At 43.3% G+C, this 19,118-nt stretch carries 13 protein-coding genes; all 13 read right to left on the minus strand.

Features of this window, described 5'->3' with window-relative positions; translation table 11 throughout:
* Positions 1–19: 19 nt before the first annotated feature.
* On the minus strand, positions 20–3,013 hold the full coding sequence (locus tag FEM33_RS25190) for a SusC/RagA family TonB-linked outer membrane protein (RefSeq protein ID WP_139014731.1): 2,994 nt from the start codon (positions 3,011–3,013) through the stop codon (positions 20–22).
* A 247-nt stretch (positions 3,014–3,260) separates the two neighbouring features.
* On the minus strand, positions 3,261–5,558 hold the full coding sequence (locus FEM33_RS25195; RefSeq protein WP_229214405.1) for a S9 family peptidase: 2,298 nt from the start codon (positions 5,556–5,558) through the stop codon (positions 3,261–3,263).
* A 534-nt stretch (positions 5,559–6,092) separates the two neighbouring features.
* Positions 6,093–6,602: a hypothetical protein gene (locus FEM33_RS25200; protein ID WP_139014732.1), complete on the minus strand. Its 510-nt coding sequence runs from the start codon at positions 6,600–6,602 to the stop codon at positions 6,093–6,095.
* Positions 6,603–6,928: 326 nt separating this feature from the next.
* Positions 6,929–7,378 carry a hypothetical protein gene (locus FEM33_RS25205; RefSeq protein WP_201747841.1) on the minus strand — a complete coding sequence of 150 codons (450 nt, stop codon included), beginning with the start codon at positions 7,376–7,378 and terminating at the stop codon, positions 6,929–6,931.
* A gap of 386 nt (positions 7,379–7,764) precedes the next feature.
* Positions 7,765–8,667, minus strand: coding sequence for a hypothetical protein (locus tag FEM33_RS25210; RefSeq protein ID WP_139014733.1), 903 nt, complete (start codon positions 8,665–8,667; stop codon positions 7,765–7,767).
* Between the two features lie 6 nt (positions 8,668–8,673).
* Positions 8,674–9,789 carry an AAA family ATPase gene (locus FEM33_RS25215; protein WP_139014734.1) on the minus strand — a complete coding sequence of 372 codons (1,116 nt, stop codon included), beginning with the start codon at positions 9,787–9,789 and terminating at the stop codon, positions 8,674–8,676.
* Positions 9,786–11,246 (minus strand): DUF262 domain-containing protein, encoded by a 1,461-nt coding sequence (locus tag FEM33_RS25220; protein WP_139014735.1) that lies wholly within the window; start codon positions 11,244–11,246, stop codon positions 9,786–9,788. Before FEM33_RS25220 ends, FEM33_RS25215 begins: the two co-directional genes overlap by 4 nt.
* A gap of 86 nt (positions 11,247–11,332) precedes the next feature.
* A complete protein-coding gene (locus FEM33_RS25225) occupies positions 11,333–12,826 on the minus strand; it encodes a restriction endonuclease subunit S domain-containing protein (RefSeq protein ID WP_139014736.1) in 1,494 nt (497 codons plus the stop codon).
* The gene (locus tag FEM33_RS25230) at positions 12,823–14,883 is read right to left on the minus strand and encodes a type I restriction-modification system subunit M (RefSeq protein WP_139014737.1); all 2,061 of its coding nucleotides are present in this window, start codon (positions 14,881–14,883) and stop codon (positions 12,823–12,825) included. The genes FEM33_RS25225 and FEM33_RS25230 overlap by 4 nt, the downstream gene beginning before the upstream one ends.
* 707 nt (positions 14,884–15,590) lie before the next feature.
* A complete protein-coding gene (locus FEM33_RS25235; RefSeq protein ID WP_139014738.1) occupies positions 15,591–16,787 on the minus strand; it encodes an ATP-binding protein in 1,197 nt (398 codons plus the stop codon).
* A 112-nt stretch (positions 16,788–16,899) separates the two neighbouring features.
* Positions 16,900–17,451, minus strand: a complete 552-nt coding sequence (locus FEM33_RS25240) for a hypothetical protein (RefSeq protein ID WP_139014739.1) — start codon at positions 17,449–17,451, stop codon at positions 16,900–16,902.
* A gap of 5 nt (positions 17,452–17,456) precedes the next feature.
* Positions 17,457–17,984, minus strand: a complete 528-nt coding sequence (locus tag FEM33_RS25245) for a hypothetical protein (RefSeq protein WP_139014740.1) — start codon at positions 17,982–17,984, stop codon at positions 17,457–17,459.
* Positions 17,977–18,675 (minus strand): P-loop NTPase family protein, encoded by a 699-nt coding sequence (locus FEM33_RS25250; protein WP_139014741.1) that lies wholly within the window; start codon positions 18,673–18,675, stop codon positions 17,977–17,979. Before FEM33_RS25250 ends, FEM33_RS25245 begins: the two co-directional genes overlap by 8 nt.
* Between the last annotated feature and the right edge of the window lie 443 nt (positions 18,676–19,118).

Genomic DNA, 19,118 nt, shown 5'->3' on the forward strand with positions numbered 1-19,118 from the left:
TCTTTCAGGATATTTGAGGTTAGAAATTTACGCTGAGGCCCGCGGTGAACGTGCGTGTAGTCGGATACTTGTCACGCTGGTCGCTGCCCGGAGAAAAGCCCGTAAAGGAGACTCCTTCCGGATCAATTCCCGTGTATTTGGTAAGGGTTGCCAGGTTTAGCCCCGATACAAACACGCGTGTATTTTTCATTCCTTTAACCAGATTGACAGGAAGGGTGTAGCCCAGCGTAATGTTATCAATTTTCCAGTAATCGCCTTTTTCTATATAGTTTGAAACATACACCAGATCCGTATTCAGCACTTTTCCGTCAATCGGATCATAGGCCGTTTTAAGTATATTGTATGCCTTGTTTCTGGGATTGTTGTAAAACATGCTCTGGAAATTCAGAATGTCAAACCCGAATGCACCGCGCATGTTCAACGCCAGGTCAAAGCTCCTGAACCGGACCGAATTGTTCCATCCGACAATGTGTTTGGGAATGCCGTTTCCGTAATACTGGCGATCTTCCGGCGTTGCATTGGCAATCGGGATAATGGTTCCGTCCTTGCTTTCGACCAGCCATGCGCCGTTATCATCCACGCCAACCGACTTCCATACAAAAAAACGTCCGATTGGTTCACCCACTTTGACACGGTGTGTACTTACCTGAATAGGCTCGCCCGTATATCCGGCATCAAAAAAGTCATTGACAGCCTGGAACTGATCGTTGGAAAGGCTTACCAGCTTGTTTCGGTTTGTAGCGTAAGTAAATCCTGTGTTCCAAACTACATTTGCTGACTGGACCGGCACCAGGTTTAAGAGCACTTCCAGACCGCTGTTCTGCATGGTACCCGCATTGATGAGCATGGAACCGGTAAGGTACGGCGGAACAGGTACCGGAAAGTCATATAGCAGATCCTTTACCTTGCGGCTGTAAAAATCTACCGAACCGCTGATCCGGTTTTTCAGAAAGCCAAAGTCTATACCGGCATTGATTTCTTCTTTTTTCTCCCAGCGCAGGTCGGGGTTGAAATTTCGCGCCGGCACAAAACCCGGAACCCATTTGCCGTTTATAAACGCACCTTCTGCACGGTCAAAATTGTAGCTGATCTGAGAAAGGTACGGTGCGCTTGCAATGGTACCGGTAACACCGATACCCGCCCGGAGCTTGATCTCTGAAACACCTGCAAAACCTTGCATGAACCGTTCCTTACTGATCCGCCAGCCTACGGAAGCAGCAGGAAATGTTCCCCACTGGTTGTTGATACCGAAACGGGACGAACCTTCGCGGCGAACACTTGCCATAAACAGGTATTTTTCATCAAAGCTGTAAGTCAGACGGCCGAAAAAGCCCGCCAGCTGCCATTTGTTCTTCGTACTTCCCATCGAAGCCTGTCCCTTCTGCAATGCACCGCCTGCGCCCAGGTTGTTCCAGTCGTAAGCATCCGTCGGGAAATCCCAGTTGCTGGCTGAAAAGGCTTCATAAGTAGCATCCTGCCAGCTGTATCCGCCCAGCAATGTAAACCGGTTCTTGCCGAAAGATTTGGCATAATTACCTGTTAACTCAAGCAGGTTTTCATTGTTGGCATACGTATTGCGGAACGCTGTTGCATTCTGATTGCTCAGGCGGGTAAAGGTATGCTGGAATGTTGTTGAACCTCCGTCAATATTGCTGTTCTGTACATTGGAAACCAGCAGTTTGAAGTTCAGGTCTGCCATCGGCGCGTAATCCAGACTTCCGTTCATCCGCATTTCCTTGAAAGAAGCATCATAATCGGATTCATAAATCCGGGATACCGGATTTTCGTAAAAATATCCGTCCCTTTCCTGCCATGCGCCGGTTTCTGTTTTTACGCGGTCTGTCGGGTTACGAATGATTGCCTGCCGGTAAATGTATCCGTATTCTGCGTCATTGTCAGCCGGGCTTACGGCGCCGCTTGTACGTGTGATGCGGTTGATGATCTGAAAGTTGGTTTTCAGTTTGTTGTCAAACATGGCATGGTTCAGGTCGGCGCGTCCTGTAAACCGGTTTTGTCCTGACCGCAAAAAGATGCCTTCCCAATTACGGTAATTCACTGAACCTGTAAAATTTGTGGTGCTGTTGCCGCCAAAAAAAGTCAGGTTATGGTTATGACTGACAGGCGTCTGCATGATTTCGGAAAGCCAGTCTGTATTGCCGCCGTAATCCGTGTAATCAATGCCTTCACTGATTTTCTGACGATAGTCGTTGCCCGTCAGCAGCTCCGGCCTGCGTGCAATGGTCTGGATGTTTACATAATTGGAATATTCCACCGTTGAACGCGCATTGCTGCGATTCTTACGTGTAGTAATCAGAATAACCCCGCCCGTTGCGCGTGTACCGTAAATGGCCGCTGCCGAACCGTCTTTCAACACATCCACAGATTCGATATCTTCCGGCGCAACCGTGTTCAGGCCGCCGGGGATACCGTCAATCAAAATCAGCGGGTCGGAATTGCCATTGATGGAATTGATGCCTCTCAGATTGATCTGCGTGTTGGAAGTAGGAGAACCGCTGGGGGTTGTAATGCGTAAACCGGCCACTTTTCCCTGCACCAGCTGCGCCGCATCCCGAACCGTTCCTTTTATGAAATCTTCCCGCTTGATGCTGGCAACCGAACTGGTTACATCGCCTTTTTTCTGTGTTCCGTAGCCGATGACCACTACTTCGGAAAGCTGCTTCTGATCCGGGGCCATTTCAATGCTGAGTTCGCTTTGGCTGCCTACGGCTACTTCCTGGCTCGTGTAGCCAATGTAGCTCAGGATCAAAGTCGCTCCGTCGGGAACAGTCAGTTTGAATTTCCCTTCCGTATCGGTTGCCGAACCAACGGTATTGTTTCCTTTGACGATGATTGTAACGCCGGGAAGCGGACTTTTATCTTCGGCAGAGACGATTCTGCCCGAAATCTGACGTTCGGCAGCAAAAAGCGGGACTGAGATCAGGCATACCAGAAACAGGCCGTACAACAGCCTGCAAGGCACCTTCCGGATTAAATTGGATAGTTGTCTGTTCATATACATTGGATTAGATGGTGGTGAAATGATCAGGAAAGTTCTTTTTCAGGATAGGCTTAGAAAGAATTCTGCAAATGCATGTTGAGACTCTTACATGCCGGTTTTATCGTAAGTAATCGGACAATGATTTTCTTTGTTTAAGCCAAAAGCATTTTTTCTGCTCTGTCCGGATTGCCGCAAGTACAAACCTTTTCCTCCGGCAAGTACATGCGTATTGTCGTCAGTCACTGCTCAAAAAAACGGTCTGTTATTGTGTTACCGATACTTTGTTCCGGTTTGGTGGATTTACTTCCAGTAATTTACTGACAAAAAAGTCCCGTTTCTTGCGCCTTCCGTAAGTTCCGCCATCGCTGTGGCCCATGCCGGGTATAACCAGCAATTCAAAATCCTTGTTTGCCCTGATGAGCGCATCCGCCACGCGGTACGTCGATTCCGGCGGTACGTTTTGGTCCGCTTCGCCAACAATCAGCAGCAAATCGCCTTGGAGTTTCGCAGCATTGGTTACATTCGACTGCTCTTCATAATGCTTGCCGACCGGATAGCCCATCCATTGTTCATTCCACCATTGTTTGTCCACACGGTTGTCATGACAGCCACATGCAGAAACTGCAGCATCATAAAACCCGGAATGAAAAAGCAGTGCACCCAGTGCGTTCTGGCCTCCGGCGGAAGTGCCGTAAACGCCTACTTTCGTGGAGTCCATATAAGGGTATTTGGCAGCCAGCGTTTTCATCCATGCAATGCGGTCCGAGAAACCGGCATCGGCCAGATTTTTCCAGCATACATCATGAAATGCTTTTGACCGGTTTGCCGTTCCCATTCCGTCCATCTGTACTACGATAAAGCCCAGTTCGGCCAGGCTTTGCATTTCGCCATAATGCCGGAATGCTTTCGGAACAAAAGAGTCATGCGGACCGGCATAAATGTTTTCAATGATCGGGTACTTTCTGCCGGGATCAAACGTGCTGGGACGGTACACAATTCCCCAGATATCGGTTTTCCCGTCCCGGCCTTTTGCGGTAAATATTTCCGGCAATTCGAAGCCGAGGGAAAGGTACTGCGAAATGTCGGCCTGTTCCAGTTTCATCACCAGCGATGCATCGGCGGTTTTACGGAGTTCCATGACAGGCGGAACTTCCATTGTAGAATACGTATCGATGTAGAAACTCCGGTCCGGTGAAAATGCCAGGGAATGCATGGCTTTTGCATGGCTTGTTAATTTGACCAGACCGGTTCCGTCGAATCGGATGCGGTAATAATGGATATGATAAGGATCTTCGTCCGGGTTCATTCCGCTGGCACGGAACCAGATTTCACGTTTTACAACATCCACGCTGTCAACATCCCGTACCACCCAGTCTCCTTTTGTAATCTGATTTTTGATCTTTCCGGTTTGTTCATCCACCAGATACAAATGCCGCCAGCCGTCCTTTTCAGAAGACCAGATAATCTCATGTTCCCTGGCGAGGTAATGTGTATAAATCTGGTTCTGATAGATGAATGTACCGGTCTTTTCATCAATAATATGCTTTGTACTGCCATTTGCTGCATTGACCTCAATAACCCGGAAGCGCTGATGTCCGCGGTCTACTTTTTCGTAAGTAAAATGCATGTTATCTCCGTTCCGCCACCTGATTACAGGCGTATCGAAAAAATTGATCACTTCCGACTGTACTTTCACCAGGGCTTTTGTTTTTACATTCAGCACAAACATTTCGTAACTCGTAAACTCGTCACCGGGCTGTGCATAGTCATGTTCCTTCACCACGCCGCGGGTGGTATTGGGAAGCGAAGAAAGCACATAACTGACTTTCCTTTCCTGCTGTTCGTCAATGCGGTAGCAAACGATAAATGCCCCGTCCGGCGACCAGCTCAGTTCGCCGAATGGACGAAGCGGGTTGCCTTCATACGTAAGCTGCTGCGGATTTTTTCCCTTGGAATCACTCAGGTAAATGTTGCCGTTTTTTACCGACGCCTTCAGTTTTTTATCAGGAGACAGGCTGTCCGCACGAAAAGGCTGCCATCTGCTTAATTGTTTTGTCCAGCCCCGTTCAACAGGTTTTTCAATACCTGGTTTTTCCACCGTCCTGGCGGTATGAAGTCTGGTGTCATATGCATACCATTTTCCTCCGGCTTGTATGAAAACCGTGTTTTTGTCCGGATCGAAGCGCATATCCTGAAGCATTAGCCTCGTGGAACTGAAAATCGTATCCGCCGCCGTTGACAAGGCCTTTGCTACTTTGTCATTATCAATGGCCTTGGTCTTTTTTGCTGTCAGCGGGTCCACGTACAGGTATTCTGTAAGACTGTCTTTAAGGATATTTTTATACCAGAATGACTTTCCATCCGCCTGCCAGACCGGATTGATACCCGTTTTCAGCACGGTACCTTTTGAAAGAGAATCCATCAGCTCCATATGTTTGTATGCACTGGAAATCTGCTCACGGGTAGGCTTATACGCCGGCAACTGAGCAAAGGTTGTATGAAACAACAAAGTGCATGCAATCAACATACCCGGCATGTGCCTGTTAAAAAAGGAGTTCATTTTCTGTATTTTGTAGTAGCAAAATAAATATGATTTCACTTCAGCCTAATTCCTGCATATGATGCTGAGCATTTCAAATAGTATGATTATAATCCTAATTAATCTGGCATTTATTTATTTGTAAAACTAGGCGTAATTGAAATCATAAACTTGCTTAGAATTATCGCTTTCTTTACAAATATTAACTTATATCCGTCTTTGCTTCTGCATAATTGAACAGAGTACATATAATATTTGCCAAAAAACAAAAAATGTAAAATAGTTTAAACAGATCTGGCTGGGTTACTGCCGTTATGAAGCTAGCCGAATCCAGGTTTTCGGGGACAAACTCCATATGCAGGGTCAATGTTCAGATGACGCTTGAATTCACCGGGTCATGAACAGGTTTGGTCAAGAGTGGATTGTATGCTGGAATCAGACGACAGGTCTACATTCATTCCCAGTTTGTTTCTTCTCACTCCTGCATTTCCACTAAAAAACCGCTCCGGCGTCCGAAGCGGCTTTTTACACCATTTTTATCACGAATCTTCAAGGTCAATTGGAATCGGAATTGTCTTTTTTGTTTTTCCGTTTCTTCTTTGATTTGGTATCCGACATATCGGATTTCTCTGTGCTGCCGCTACCCGCGTTTTCATTCAGGTTACTTTGTGCTGAATTCATTTCGGTGCTGGTAGCGGTATTACCGGTGGTGGTGCTACCCTGTGCATTGCTGTTGCTCTGCGTTGCCGGATTGGTACTGAACGGGCTACCATTCTGCTGTCCTGTCGGATTGATGGCATTATTCGTAGTACGGTTATTGACCGTATCCGAAGGGTTCTGCGTGCTGCTTTGTGTTGCCTGGCCGGCATTACTCCAGCCATTGTTACGCTGTCCCGAAGGATTGATGGCGTTGTTGGTAGTGCTGTTTTGTGTTTCTGTGTTCCCCTGCTGGGTTGTGGTGCTTGTTCCTTGGCTCTGGCTGGACTGATTGGTGGTACTTTGTGCGTAAACCGTTCCACCTGCTGTCAAGATCAATGCTGTGATTACTGTTGTTATTTTCCTCATGGTATTTAAATGTTGATGAATGCTTCAGATGTATCAATTTCCGTTCCAGAGCACTGCTGACATCGCTGCATCTGATTAAAAACTAAACCGGGCGGATTTGATCATTCAACTGTATGCTGCGGAAATCGGATGACCGTTAACCTGTTTTTACCTATCCAGCAGGATTTTGCACCGTTTCCAAAACGAACTTTTTTTTACGGAAACAGAATGAACGCTTTTTCCTTTTTCCTCAGATATTCTTTGCGGATGACGCACCGACAACGCACTTCCGGGCTACAACACTAAACGTACAGGAAAGGAAAGACACCGGATATGTAATGCAGGAATTATACCAATGCCCTTCTGTCATTCTGATTGTTCATGAACTGCCGGTCGAAGAGGTATGGCCGCAGCGTAACCCGGTCTTCCGCCAACGGGTACAAGACGGCAATCCGGGTTTGAAACTGTCCATGTAAAACAGTCGATATCACATGATCCAGGTCGGATTTGGATTTAACACCGGTAATGTCGTTTGAAAATCTGAGCATGAGCTGCTGCTCGGCCCGACGGCGCGGAATGTCTTTGTTGGCCATCATGTTGCCTATCGCAATTGCAATCTGCGAGCAGATACCCTGCAAGATCGGAATGTTGATTTCATCAATGCTCAGCCAGAGCAGACCAATGTTGCTATTGTCAATCAAGGTCACAATGGGATGCATAAAGTGTATTAATGACTTGATCCGCTCAGAAAACAAAACGATCAGGTCATTCTTGTCGCGCACTTTGGAATGCAGCAAATAGCAATCAGGTATCTGTTTCAGAATGCCTTGTATACAGGTACCTGCAGTTGCCTTGCTTGCTTATTTTCCGATACATTACCTATTTCATCCTGAATAACAATCAGTTAAATGCACTCAGGTACAAAATGGATACAAAAGTTGAAAATTTATTGATTTTTGTTTAAAATTCAGTCGAACGATTCTTCATGGTCGTCCGCCCTTCTAGATCAACCTGTCGCCCGTTGTTAAACTGTTCGGAAATTCCAAATAGTTTCGTTGTCAAACCATCGCATATCAAAGACATTTCCTGCAAAGTGAGATATGTGCTGTACTAGAAATTTGCTTTGTAATAGCAGAAAACAATAAAGTATAAAATAGACCTGCAGCCCACTAACCCTAGTGGGCTATGAGAGGCATTTTAAATTATGTGAATCCTCAGGACCAGAATTGTAGGTCCCATCGAACTTATATTCACCAACGTGTCTCCCTGCCGAATCATGATACTCAAACATGCCATGCGCATGATCTATTGAAATGTATATTGCCCTTCCATGACGATCGATAAAACTAAAAATCTTTCGAGCTGCCCCGCATAACTCACGCTCCTTAGAAGACATCTGCTCCTCATACTTGTAATAGTTAGCCTCTGCAACCTTTCCGCCAATCTCTACTGCATACGCGGAAATATCATGGCCTTTATGTCTCATTATCAATTCATGAAAAGCCAAACCAACAACGTTGTTGTAATCACGAGCCATCTCAGCATCCTTTTTGTGTCGAGATATTTCTGAAAGCAAAATACCTTGTGAGAATTCCTGATTTGGTAAAAAATCATCATCTGCGGCTTTCCAAATAAATCTGATAGGATTCTCACGAAAAAATTTAATCTTCCAAGAATGCCAACTTGCGAGATCGAAAACGAAATCATCTCGACGTACTTCGGAAGAGCATCCAATAAGGCCTGCATTGTCGCCTGAAATTTCCTCAAGAAATGACTCTATGTTTGCGAAATCGGATCTTCCGGATGGATTTTGATAGAAAAAAGAAACAAGTGATTGAAAGATTGTCTGCGTCATCCACGCCAATCTTGGATTTGATGTCACTTGAGCCCATGTAGCAAAAGCAAAATCCGTAGCAAATTGCCCCCAGGCAAATCTCATTTCGTACAAAAAAGCTGTGCTATGAATGACATCTTTCTGTTCCCTCGCGTGCTTGCCTGCTTCTAAAAAATGGTATAAAGCGAACAGATTCGATTCACCCGACCCTGCGAATTCAAAACTCTCTGGATATAGAATTAAATTTCCCATACAAGATTATCTCCCCATTCTAAAAATCTTTAACAAATCCTGTTGGCCTTGATCGAAAAAGTCAGAGGGAAAGTCTGATAAATCGCCTTTATCACTGAGGTTAATTTCGAAAACTTCCAGAAGCTCGTCTTTACATGCGTAAAAGTTAATTAGTACATTTTCGGCAGCTCGCTTATGTTCTAAAAATGCTATACGAACACCATTTACAACATGCTCACTATGAGTCTCAATAATGACTTGAACACCACTTATAGCCATGCATCCAAGGAAATAACCAACATTTGATTGCCCCTTGGGATGAAGATGTGCCTCAGGATTCTCAACAATAAAAATTGACCCACAGCGAGCGATCAGTCCCGTAATAATAATTGGCAAGACATAAGAAACACCAAAACCGACATTAGGAGCTGAGAAAAAAGTATTATAATTTATTGACGCGATCTTAACACCTCCGAAAATCTTTACAGTGCCCAGATTAGTATTAGGTACTATGAAACTAAGCCATTTCTCAAGATGCTTTCTTAATGTCTGCTGACCAGGTAATGCATGCCCATTAAAAAACTTCGATTCCGAAATATAATCTGGTTCATCACCAAGACGAGCTAATATGTCGATAGCAAATTCACCATGATATCCACAATGAAGGTAATTGGGATCTTCATTTATATCATATCGATTTCTAGGTCCAAGTCTCTCTGCACATAGATAATAAAAATCATCTGCGACGATATTAAGTACACATTTATCAAGTGGCGGCGAAACAACATCAATGAAAAAATTATCGTCTTCCAAGTTCGAGGCAGAAAACAAAAATGACAATGTTTCGACTTGGCTAGATAATTTGATACAGAAGGAACGTCCAGTCTCCCAAGAAATCACGTCCCTCGCCGATCCTAAATTTAGCAGATATGGGCCATTAAGAGGTATACGCAGTTTTGCTTCATTGCCTAGAAGATTTTTAGAACGAATATTTTCAACTATGCTTCTTATTAAAAGAAGCCCTTGAATAGTGGACGATTTACCCTGTGAGTTTCCTCCAACTAATAGCGTCATCTTGCTGGAAGAAATTGTATGATTAGTCAACCCTTTAAAATTCGAGAATTCAATTCTATCAATTTTCATAAGAATGCAACCAGATTGTCAGAAATTATCGTATTAGTAATGTTGGAGGCAGCCACCAAACTTTTACGATCTGAAGTGCCAGACGTAAATAGCCAGTAATAATCACTAAAGCGTTGAATTTCCTGTCCCGTGTCACTCTTTCCGAAATTCACCATTTTATTAGCAACTATTTTAGTGAATGATCCAAATTCAACACTAGAGATCAAGTGAGAGGTTGGTATTTCCGACAAGGCGACAGACCAAACAACAAACATCGATTTGTTGATATAAGGCTTTCGACCGGATGAAACTAGATCACTTGGAATACATTTACGGAAACACGCCTCTCCAAACAGATGAAAAGCATTTTGCATTGCTTGTACAAATCTGCTCTCGATTTGAGTTAAATATGTCTCAGCCTTTTCATTCAAAAGGTCAAGAACCTCATTAAGGAATGGATTCATGTCACCACTATACTCTACTTCGCCCTGTTTTTGCAAGTAAAATCCAGCGAATCGAAGGACCATCTCCTGATCCTCCATTCGTTTATCTTTAATACTGCCACCAGTGGCTTCCTTGAAGTGTTTTGACTGGCCACATCTCGTTAGAAACTCTCTAACATTTTGTCGGGCTAAACAATTTCTAACCTCCTGGTTGTTGAGTGGCTGCCCCCCGGTGTTTAATCGCGTAAATATATCATATTTAACCTCAGATGGAGATGCAGCTTCAATGATATTGAAATGGAGCTGGGCAGTTTCAATTCTAGTGGCCATCTTCATATCCAGGACTTTCTTCACACTTCTGTTGTCCTTCGAAAAATAACAGTTGTCGTAGTCCGACAAGTGTTCAAGATTTCGTAGAGAAAACTCGTTATTCAAAAAGTCTCTAAGAGTGCTCAGCCGCTGAAGACCGTCAATTACATGAAAGGTGCCGTCGTTACCCTCTGCTAAATAAAACGTCGGTATGGGAATACCTAACATCAATGATTCTATAAGATTTGACTGTCGTTTCTTGTCCCAGACAAATTTTCGCTGAAAATCAGGGTTTAGGTCCAGTATTCCTCTTCCAATAAATTTGTTTACTATATATTCTACTGAAAATTTGTCCTGACGAACTTTAATTTTATCAGGGTCATACGGTTTCGGGGCAGCTAGGGGAACAATGCCGCTGGCTTCTCCCGTATATTCAACGCCAGAATCATAGGCAGCCAAAACCTCTTGAAGCTTTTGTTCAATTCTGTCAACCAATAAATTTTTTGCGACCTCAACCATCTCAGGCACGGTAAAAAAATTGCCAGAAAATTGGATATCAACAATCTTATCAAGTAACGCTTGAAAAGTTATTATCACTCCATAAGGATTTGAAACACTCTTCCAATTTTGAACTTGGGGTAAAGAAGTCTCTTCTATCGGCAAGTCTTTCTCAAATTCAATATCAACCTCATCATCATGGTTTAGTGGAACTTGTATCGATATCATATGTTTTCAAAAAGATGGTTGATCCCAAGCAGATGCAAATAATAATATACCTTAAAGAAGTTTAGCTATTCGAATATCCGATTTTCCTAATGCAAACTTTGTGATTCATCTAACACATTTTGATCTTTCAAAAATTGCCAAGCTGTCTGTTCATTTGTGTCAATTGCTATTTCCACGGAAGTTTTTGCGATTTCGAGTAAGGTCTTACCAGTTTGCCTCCAACTCAGACTATCTTTCACTTTCACAGATATCGATTCTTGAACATCCTGTCCAATAATCGGAACAGGAATATTCACAAAGTCAGCCTTGTTGATTGCCGTCAATATGGTTCCTGTACAACATTGTTTTAACAGGCCTTGCATAAATTTAGATTTAAACAACACAAGTAATGTTTCTGAATTTATCCGCTCGGATCTTAAGACAAAGAAACCATTAGAGCAGACTGACCCGTTGTGTTCGGCATCGATAATGGCGCAACTCTCTAATGAGCCTTCAATCGAGGATATCAAAACTTCACCTTCAACAACTCTGCGTCTTGCTCTACCTGGAAGATTTCTTCCTTGTTCAACCAAAATTTGGCCTATTTCTCCATACTTGCCAACATCAGAAAGTTCAATGTACTTATACATTGTATCTTCGTCTGGCGTAAAGTTGCTCTCGTTTAGCGAGCAGACGTCTGATATTTTCGACCAGCCATTAGGGTAATTCTCAACTACCTGTCTATAATAGTCGTAACGTGGCTGGTAATATTCCGCATCCAAGCGTCCACTTATTGCAAATGAGCTGGATAATTCGATAACTTTTTTCGAACCAATTGATCGTGAAACTTCAATGAAATTTAGCTCGTTAACAAGTAGGTCGCCGGATTCAGCGAAAAGTTGCTTAGATCTTGCAACACATCGCTGAGATTTTTGATATATAGCCTCGAAAACTCCCTCAAATTCCCCTGAAAATCTTGGCAGACCGATGTCGCCAATAGCCGCAAGCGTCAAATGGGGTTGCCCCGTTTGGCTAGCAGTTCTCCAAAGTAGAGACTGACCATAGCGGGAGTGCAGAAAGACCCAAAGAAAATACTTATTACAATTTCGCATTTGAGACGTTTGAAGTAGTAACAGATCTCTACTCAACGCGAACGTAGGATATTCCTCAGTGATCAACCCGAGTTTAGCAAGCGTGTTCCCTCCTTTTGCTATAACAATGTCAAAGGGCTTTGCCGAAGCGATTGTTGTCTTATTGTCCTCCAACACCTTCTCTGGTAGAAATGCTGTCTTATCTGTTAGCGTAACTAGCCCATCTTGAATTTCATTAACTCGAAGAAAAGGCACACCGCTCTTCTCGAAGTTATAGTCACCTGTAATAGATGGATAGAAAGCACTACAGTCCAGTTGAACACCCAAATCAACAACTCGGGTCGGAGATAAATTGTCGATCTTATTTTGTAGTCGGAGAAACGATGGATGATAAAATTCAGAATCAATTCGTCTTTTCTTAGTCTCCAAATCCGAAAGGGATACAATTGAGACACGATCTAGCCCCTTCAATAAAGCCTCAAACTTTGCTTCATCGAAGGGGCGGTTCAAAAAAAACTTAATTTCTCGCGCTTTGCAAATTCGTGAAACGCCTCAGCTATCCCGTCCTGAGTTAATCCGTCGTGATTGAATAAGTCATGCTTTACAATTAAATGGCCATGTTTATCTAACAAATATTCATCCAAATCAACAGGCTCGGTGTTATAATGGTCTAATTGCTCAGAAGCAATCCCTTCCGAAACAACATGATTTGTCCTAACCTCAGGGTAATCTCGCCTTTTGACATAAATCTTCTTTCCGCCGCTATCCTTACTAGGTTCCTGCATCGTAGCAAAAAAGATTGGATAGTCATCCACTTTTGGACATAGTATCGGATCCCATTTTTGTATGAATAGCACCGATGTCTTCGTTCCGGTATGCGGCTTAAAGACGTTTGAGTGTAAACCTACAACCGCCAAAATTCGCCCATGGTCAGACACGAAATTCCTGATTTGCAAGTCGCTACTATTATTAAGCCTTCCTTGTGGTAAAATAATTGCCATCCTCCCGCCGGGCTTGAGAAAATCTAAGTTTCGCTCTATAAAAAGTATATCGCGACCGACAGAAGTCTGCAGAGCGCCCCGCGGGTTCTTTCCTAGCTCATATTTTGAAAGGATTCGTCCTTCTTTTATATCTCCCGCAAACGGAGGATTTGCCATTAGGACATCAAAACTAAAATCTCGATTGCTGTTGCGATCAACCCGCAACTTTTTAAGTTTTTTCCAACCCTCATTATAGGTATCTATCCAATCTTCATCCGATGTTCTCTCCTCCCATCGCTCATAGTCCAGAGTGTTAAGATGAAGAACGTTAGTCTGTCCATCACCTGCTATCAAGTTAAGCGTTCTTGCTACTCGGACTGCCTTTTCATCAAAATCAATTGCAAAAACCTTATCATTAACATAGTCAAAACATTCCTGTGGTTTTTCTTCAAGCGAAAATAAATGCCCGCGATCAAATCCCTTACTTTTCAAGATTTGTTCCCAAACGTGAAAAATTGTGTGAACAGGGAAGCCGCAACTACCAGCTGCTGTGTCTATTATTGTTTCCGATGAGTTGGGACTAAGCATCTTCACACACATATCTATGACATACCTAGGCGTAAAATATTGTCCCTTCTCCCCCTTGCTACTCTTATTAATCAAATATTCAAATGCTTCATCGACAACTTCCAAATTTGAATTGAATAGTTTTACGTCTTGGAGACTCGAAACACATACTGAGAGATGTGACGCAGTTAACATTATTTTGTCATCATCTAAAAATACGCCTGGCCATAGATCTTTAGCTCTTTCAAAAAGTCTCTGGATCTTAGATTTAAGCTCACTTTCAGTGTCTCCGTAGTTTCGAAATTCTAAATGCCTTACACGATTTCGGCCACTTTGCATTTCATCGTACAACTTGGTAAAGATTAGTTTAAACAGTTCTTCAAACACATCCACACCAGCGTTAGCCAAAACCTCGTCTTCCATCTCGAGAATTAGATCCTTCAACGATTTTCGTTCAGTCACCAATTTATCTTTTGCAACTAAGTCACTTATGGTCCATCGTTCCTGCAGAATATCGGAGAGCTTTTGGCCTGCGTGAGGGATCTCAGGAATATCTTCAAAATAATTTGGGTCTTTGCGATGATAGAACGAAATAGACTCACCATTTGACCAGATTCCAATTGGTGCTCCTGTAGCATTGCAATAAGATTTTAGTTGATCTTTTCCATCCTTCAACTTGGGCTTTTTAAGCTCCACGATCATATAAGGAGCAACAGTTTCATCTCTATCGAAAACTACAATGTCTGCTCTTTTTATCTCCCGCCCAAAATTTACAGGATATTCCAATTGCATCCGTTCAACTGGATAACCATGGACATCACGCAATACAAAGACGTATAACTGCCTAACTATCTCTTCCGGTGTAAGCTTTACCTCACGCTTTCTAACGGCACAAGTGGCATAGGGAACAAGTTTATCCCGAGATGCACGTAAAATAACACCATTCTCGAGTGTCTGTATTTGAAGCTCACTAAATTGGGACAACTTATAGTTTGAGTCTTTTAAGATATCTGCTAACATTACTTGGTTTTATATACTACAATGACTTTTAGAATTATCACATTATAATGCCTTTCACAGTAAACCACAAATTACGATTGCGAAACTTAATTGTAGCTTTATCATCGTTGCGATTTTCTGTAAATTCAGGAGGATTAAGTGTTAAGATCGATAAAAATACTAATTGGCTTATATCAGTCACATACATAATCTCTACAAACTGTGTCTTTGTAAGACGTCAGCACTCAAATCCAACCAAACAGAAGGACTAATATTCGCAAAGCTAGCAAAAAACACACACAGACCAGCTCCATTCTGGTGATCAATTGTTACCAAAAACATGAATATGATAACTATATGCAGCAAGGCTCGTTAGTTTGACGATTATTAGGTGCAGAGACGAACTGACTATGACGGTTCTAAGTTACTGGAACAATGAGCCTCCGGCGAATAGACTCCTAAAGGGCAAGCCGTTTTTCCATGGTCAAAGATGCGAAGCAGTATTTCGACCATGGAAAAACATAGCTTGCTACTGAGAAAATACGCCGAAAATTTGAATCAGATAGAAAACGGTTGAATTTGGTTGAAAAAGTTAGAATCTGGTCGAGTTGGATAGAATTGGCTTGAATTTTTCGAGGCACATTCGTCAATAAAGCGCATTAGGATCGAACTACCGATTTTAACTCGGTGGTTCGATATCAATGCCAAACAGGAAGAGAACAGGAAAATCAATATAACATCCCAAACATCCAGAGCGGAATCTTATCACCATACCCCACTTCAAGCCCATCAGCAGCTACGTAAGCATTCTCTACACCTGCGAGTTGTTGCCTGGTTTTGTTAGCCCCTCCCACTTCAACCGTCACCTTCCTATCCAATTTGAAGTCTCCCTTCTCCGTGTACTCAACTTTATGCAGCGGCTGAACCTGGCTCAGGAAAAAGCTTTCACGCAATGTTCCAATATCCGGGCGACTCTGGTGTAATGCGTATTGAAGGTTCGGATGACTTAGATACACCTTCTCAGGTTTCTGCAATCTGGTAATGCCAAAGCTGTCCCTGTGTAACAACATCAGTACGCCTAGCTCTTCCAGATAATGCATGTACTCTACTACAAGTGCCCGGCTAGTATTCAGCGTTTCACTTAGCTTGCTGATGTTTGGTTTCATAGGAACGCTCTCGGCAAGCACGACAAGCAATTGTTTCAGCTTGTCAACAGAAGCATAACTTATCCCGTAAACGGCTGGTAAATCGAGCTCCAAACTAAGCTGAATTGTCTCAGTCAGTTTTTGCGCGTAGACGTCTTTGTTCTCCAAAAAGTAAGGATAGTAGCCATATTTCAGATAATCGTTCCAGTGCGCCAGTGGTTTGATTGTCTGCGTAAGATCTAGCGCTACTTGCGTGTGATCGTTCAAAAGATCTGGTAAAGACACTGCAGGCCACGAAGCAATCTGTTGGATTTGTAAAAATTCACGGAACGAAAGCCCGTGTAAATGATACATTACAGCCCGGCGACTCAAATCGCCCTTGCTGCGTTCCAAGTGCATGATGGATGAACCGGTAAATACGATTCGTAACTCAGGAAAGTCGTCGTAAAGATTTTTGATCTCCTGTGACCAGTTGGCATAACGGTGAACCTCGTCCACAACCAGGAGCTGTCCACCAGTCCGAACAAAGGCCTCACCTAGGTCATAAAGACGATACGCACTAAAATAGAGGTCGTCCAGGCTGACATATAAAGATTGGCCGGTTGGTAGCGCTGTTTGCTTTAAATATTGCAGTACGAGTGTGGTCTTCCCAGCACCACGAGCACCTTTAATTCCAATCAATCTATTCCGCTCCCAGTCGATCTGATGAATGAAATCACGGACGAACTTGGTTGATGTGCGTTGTAGCTTAGGCAAGAATTTTCTAAAAAGCGCTTCCATAGTGTTATTTGTGAATTACAAAATTAGTACAATTCTGTAATTCACAAATAACACTTTTAATAGAAGAACAAAGTGGGATAAAGAGGCCTATTTCAACTACCCGTCATTTCAATTAGTCAATGTCCAGGCCTTGACTTGCACAAAACACTTCCAGTTCAGCCACAATTTCGGAAAGGTACACATGCCAACGAGAGACATCCTTCAAAGTTACCGTTGTTGCTTGATGAGAGGAAATTGCGTGCATCAACTTTGATAGAGAGCGTGTTACCTTTGGAACGACTGCTTCACTTACCACCACCTCGTTAATATTATAACGGGCATGACGGACTATTTTCTTCAAGTTGGCCGACATATCAATGAAATCCTGGCTGAGCAAAGCATTGTATTCAAGCCGCTTTGCTATCATTGTCAATGCCCCGCTAAACTTTAACAGATTTGTCATTTCGGATCTTACTGCCGGATCGACTGCCATCAATAAGCGCACCGTCTTCGTAGCAAGCAACTTCTCTCGCAAAAACACACCAAAAACATCTACATAATCCTGACATTCGCTTCGCAGCTGCTTTATTTCCGTAGGAGTAAGCATAACCGTCACATTTATACGCTTTTCATACTCGGGCAATCGCGGACGGCCTCCTTTTTTTCTAAACTTCTTTTTCTCCATATCGATTAGTGCCTGCCCAGCGGGATTAGTATGCGCTTAGTTTTACCTTCAAATACATATTCCTTGCCAATCAGAATGTCGCCGGCATTCTTGTTTGCCAATGTAAGTGTAAGGCAATATTGCCCCTCACGTTTCACAACCTCACCCTCTTGCATTAGAATTCGGTAGTCTCGCACATTCTCATAAGATTGAGCGATGTGCTTGATGGTTTGATATTCCTCCGTGCTTGTCTTGTACCAGAACAATAGCACGGCGATCAGGCTACCCATGCCTGCTAGAGGAGCCGTCAAACCTAGGCCTAGCTTAAAAGCCTCCTGCGACGAGTTGAAACTGACTTGATAAGTTTTGCCCTTCACGCTGCGTGCTGCTTCCTCAATTTTATCAGCTGACTTCTTCACCGAGTGATTGAGCACCATAAAGCGCTCACTTATTTCGGCCATTACCATCGCGGACCAATCATCCATCTCAATTCCATACTTTGCAGAAAATTGTCCCTTGATTTTCGTTACGAACTCTTTGATATTGCTACTCATGACCGAAGTTCTCGTTAAGTTCCTTCTTCAACCTAATGCGTGCGCCTGGTGTATATTCAGTAAGCGCAAAGCCTTTTCTGATGCCGTCTAATACCTGACCGCCTAGCAAAGTCGAAGGCTCGAAATCTCCGAACCGGCGGTATCGCAATCCCATCCGTTTGCAGTTCGCAGCTAGTTCCTTGGAGAGCGCGGGAAATTGATTAAAGCTGGTGACGTTTTCCCAAACAACCGTTTCAAACTTACTGTCCACGACAGATACAAGCTTTTGGAGGTAATCCACGGATGCTTTGTAGGCTCCCCCACCGCCAATTATGATGTTAAATGCAACCGTAAAGCCCAACTCATCGCAGAATTCTTTGAAAGGGATGTCACGCTGTATGAGAGCTGGAATTTGTTCAGATTCCGGCGCTCCGAAGTCCATGTAAATCCGTTCAAAGTTGCTTTCTGCGAGACTTTCCATATAGCCCAGGAACTTGTCACGCACGAGTACATCACGTGCATCTAGGAGTGAAATGGTTTCTAGCCTTTCCGGGCCGAGAAATTTTAGTTGCCTTGTTGAAGTCTGCGTGGAGCTATCTACATCTACGAAAAGTGAATGCTCTTCCGGAACAGATAAAGCCCGGCAATACGTGTGAAGGCTCTTACCTACCCCGCCCTTTGATTGGAGGGTAAATTCAATGATACGATTCATGCTTTAGAAAATTTAGATTTGACAATTTGATTTTGAATAGCATCCAACTCATCCGGATCTGACCATTGGATAGGCGAATTGGAAGCAACCGACTTTTCGCACGACTCGCTAGGCGATGCCCGTGCAGGTGGGAGCCGTTTGGGGACTTTAACTTTACCATTGAAATAGAACCTGCAATATTTAATGTCTTCTGGCGACACCAATTCTGGGCTTTGCAAGTCATCGTTCACCAGATTTGCGATGAAGACCGATGACAAGCCCTGGTCGAAATAATCCTGGTAGAGACTATATAAAATTCTCCTGCGCTTACGATCCTTATAATACCTCTACAAATTCAGACCACTTGTTTAGTTAAAACTTAGTAACTTAAACAAGGATAAAATAATGAAAAAGATGCGTAGAAAATTTGATTCATCATTTAAGGCGAGAGTGGCTATTGAAGC

The sequence above is a fragment of the Dyadobacter flavalbus genome (assembly GCF_006149045.1).
GTDB classification, from domain to species: domain Bacteria; phylum Bacteroidota; class Bacteroidia; order Cytophagales; family Spirosomataceae; genus Dyadobacter; species Dyadobacter flavalbus.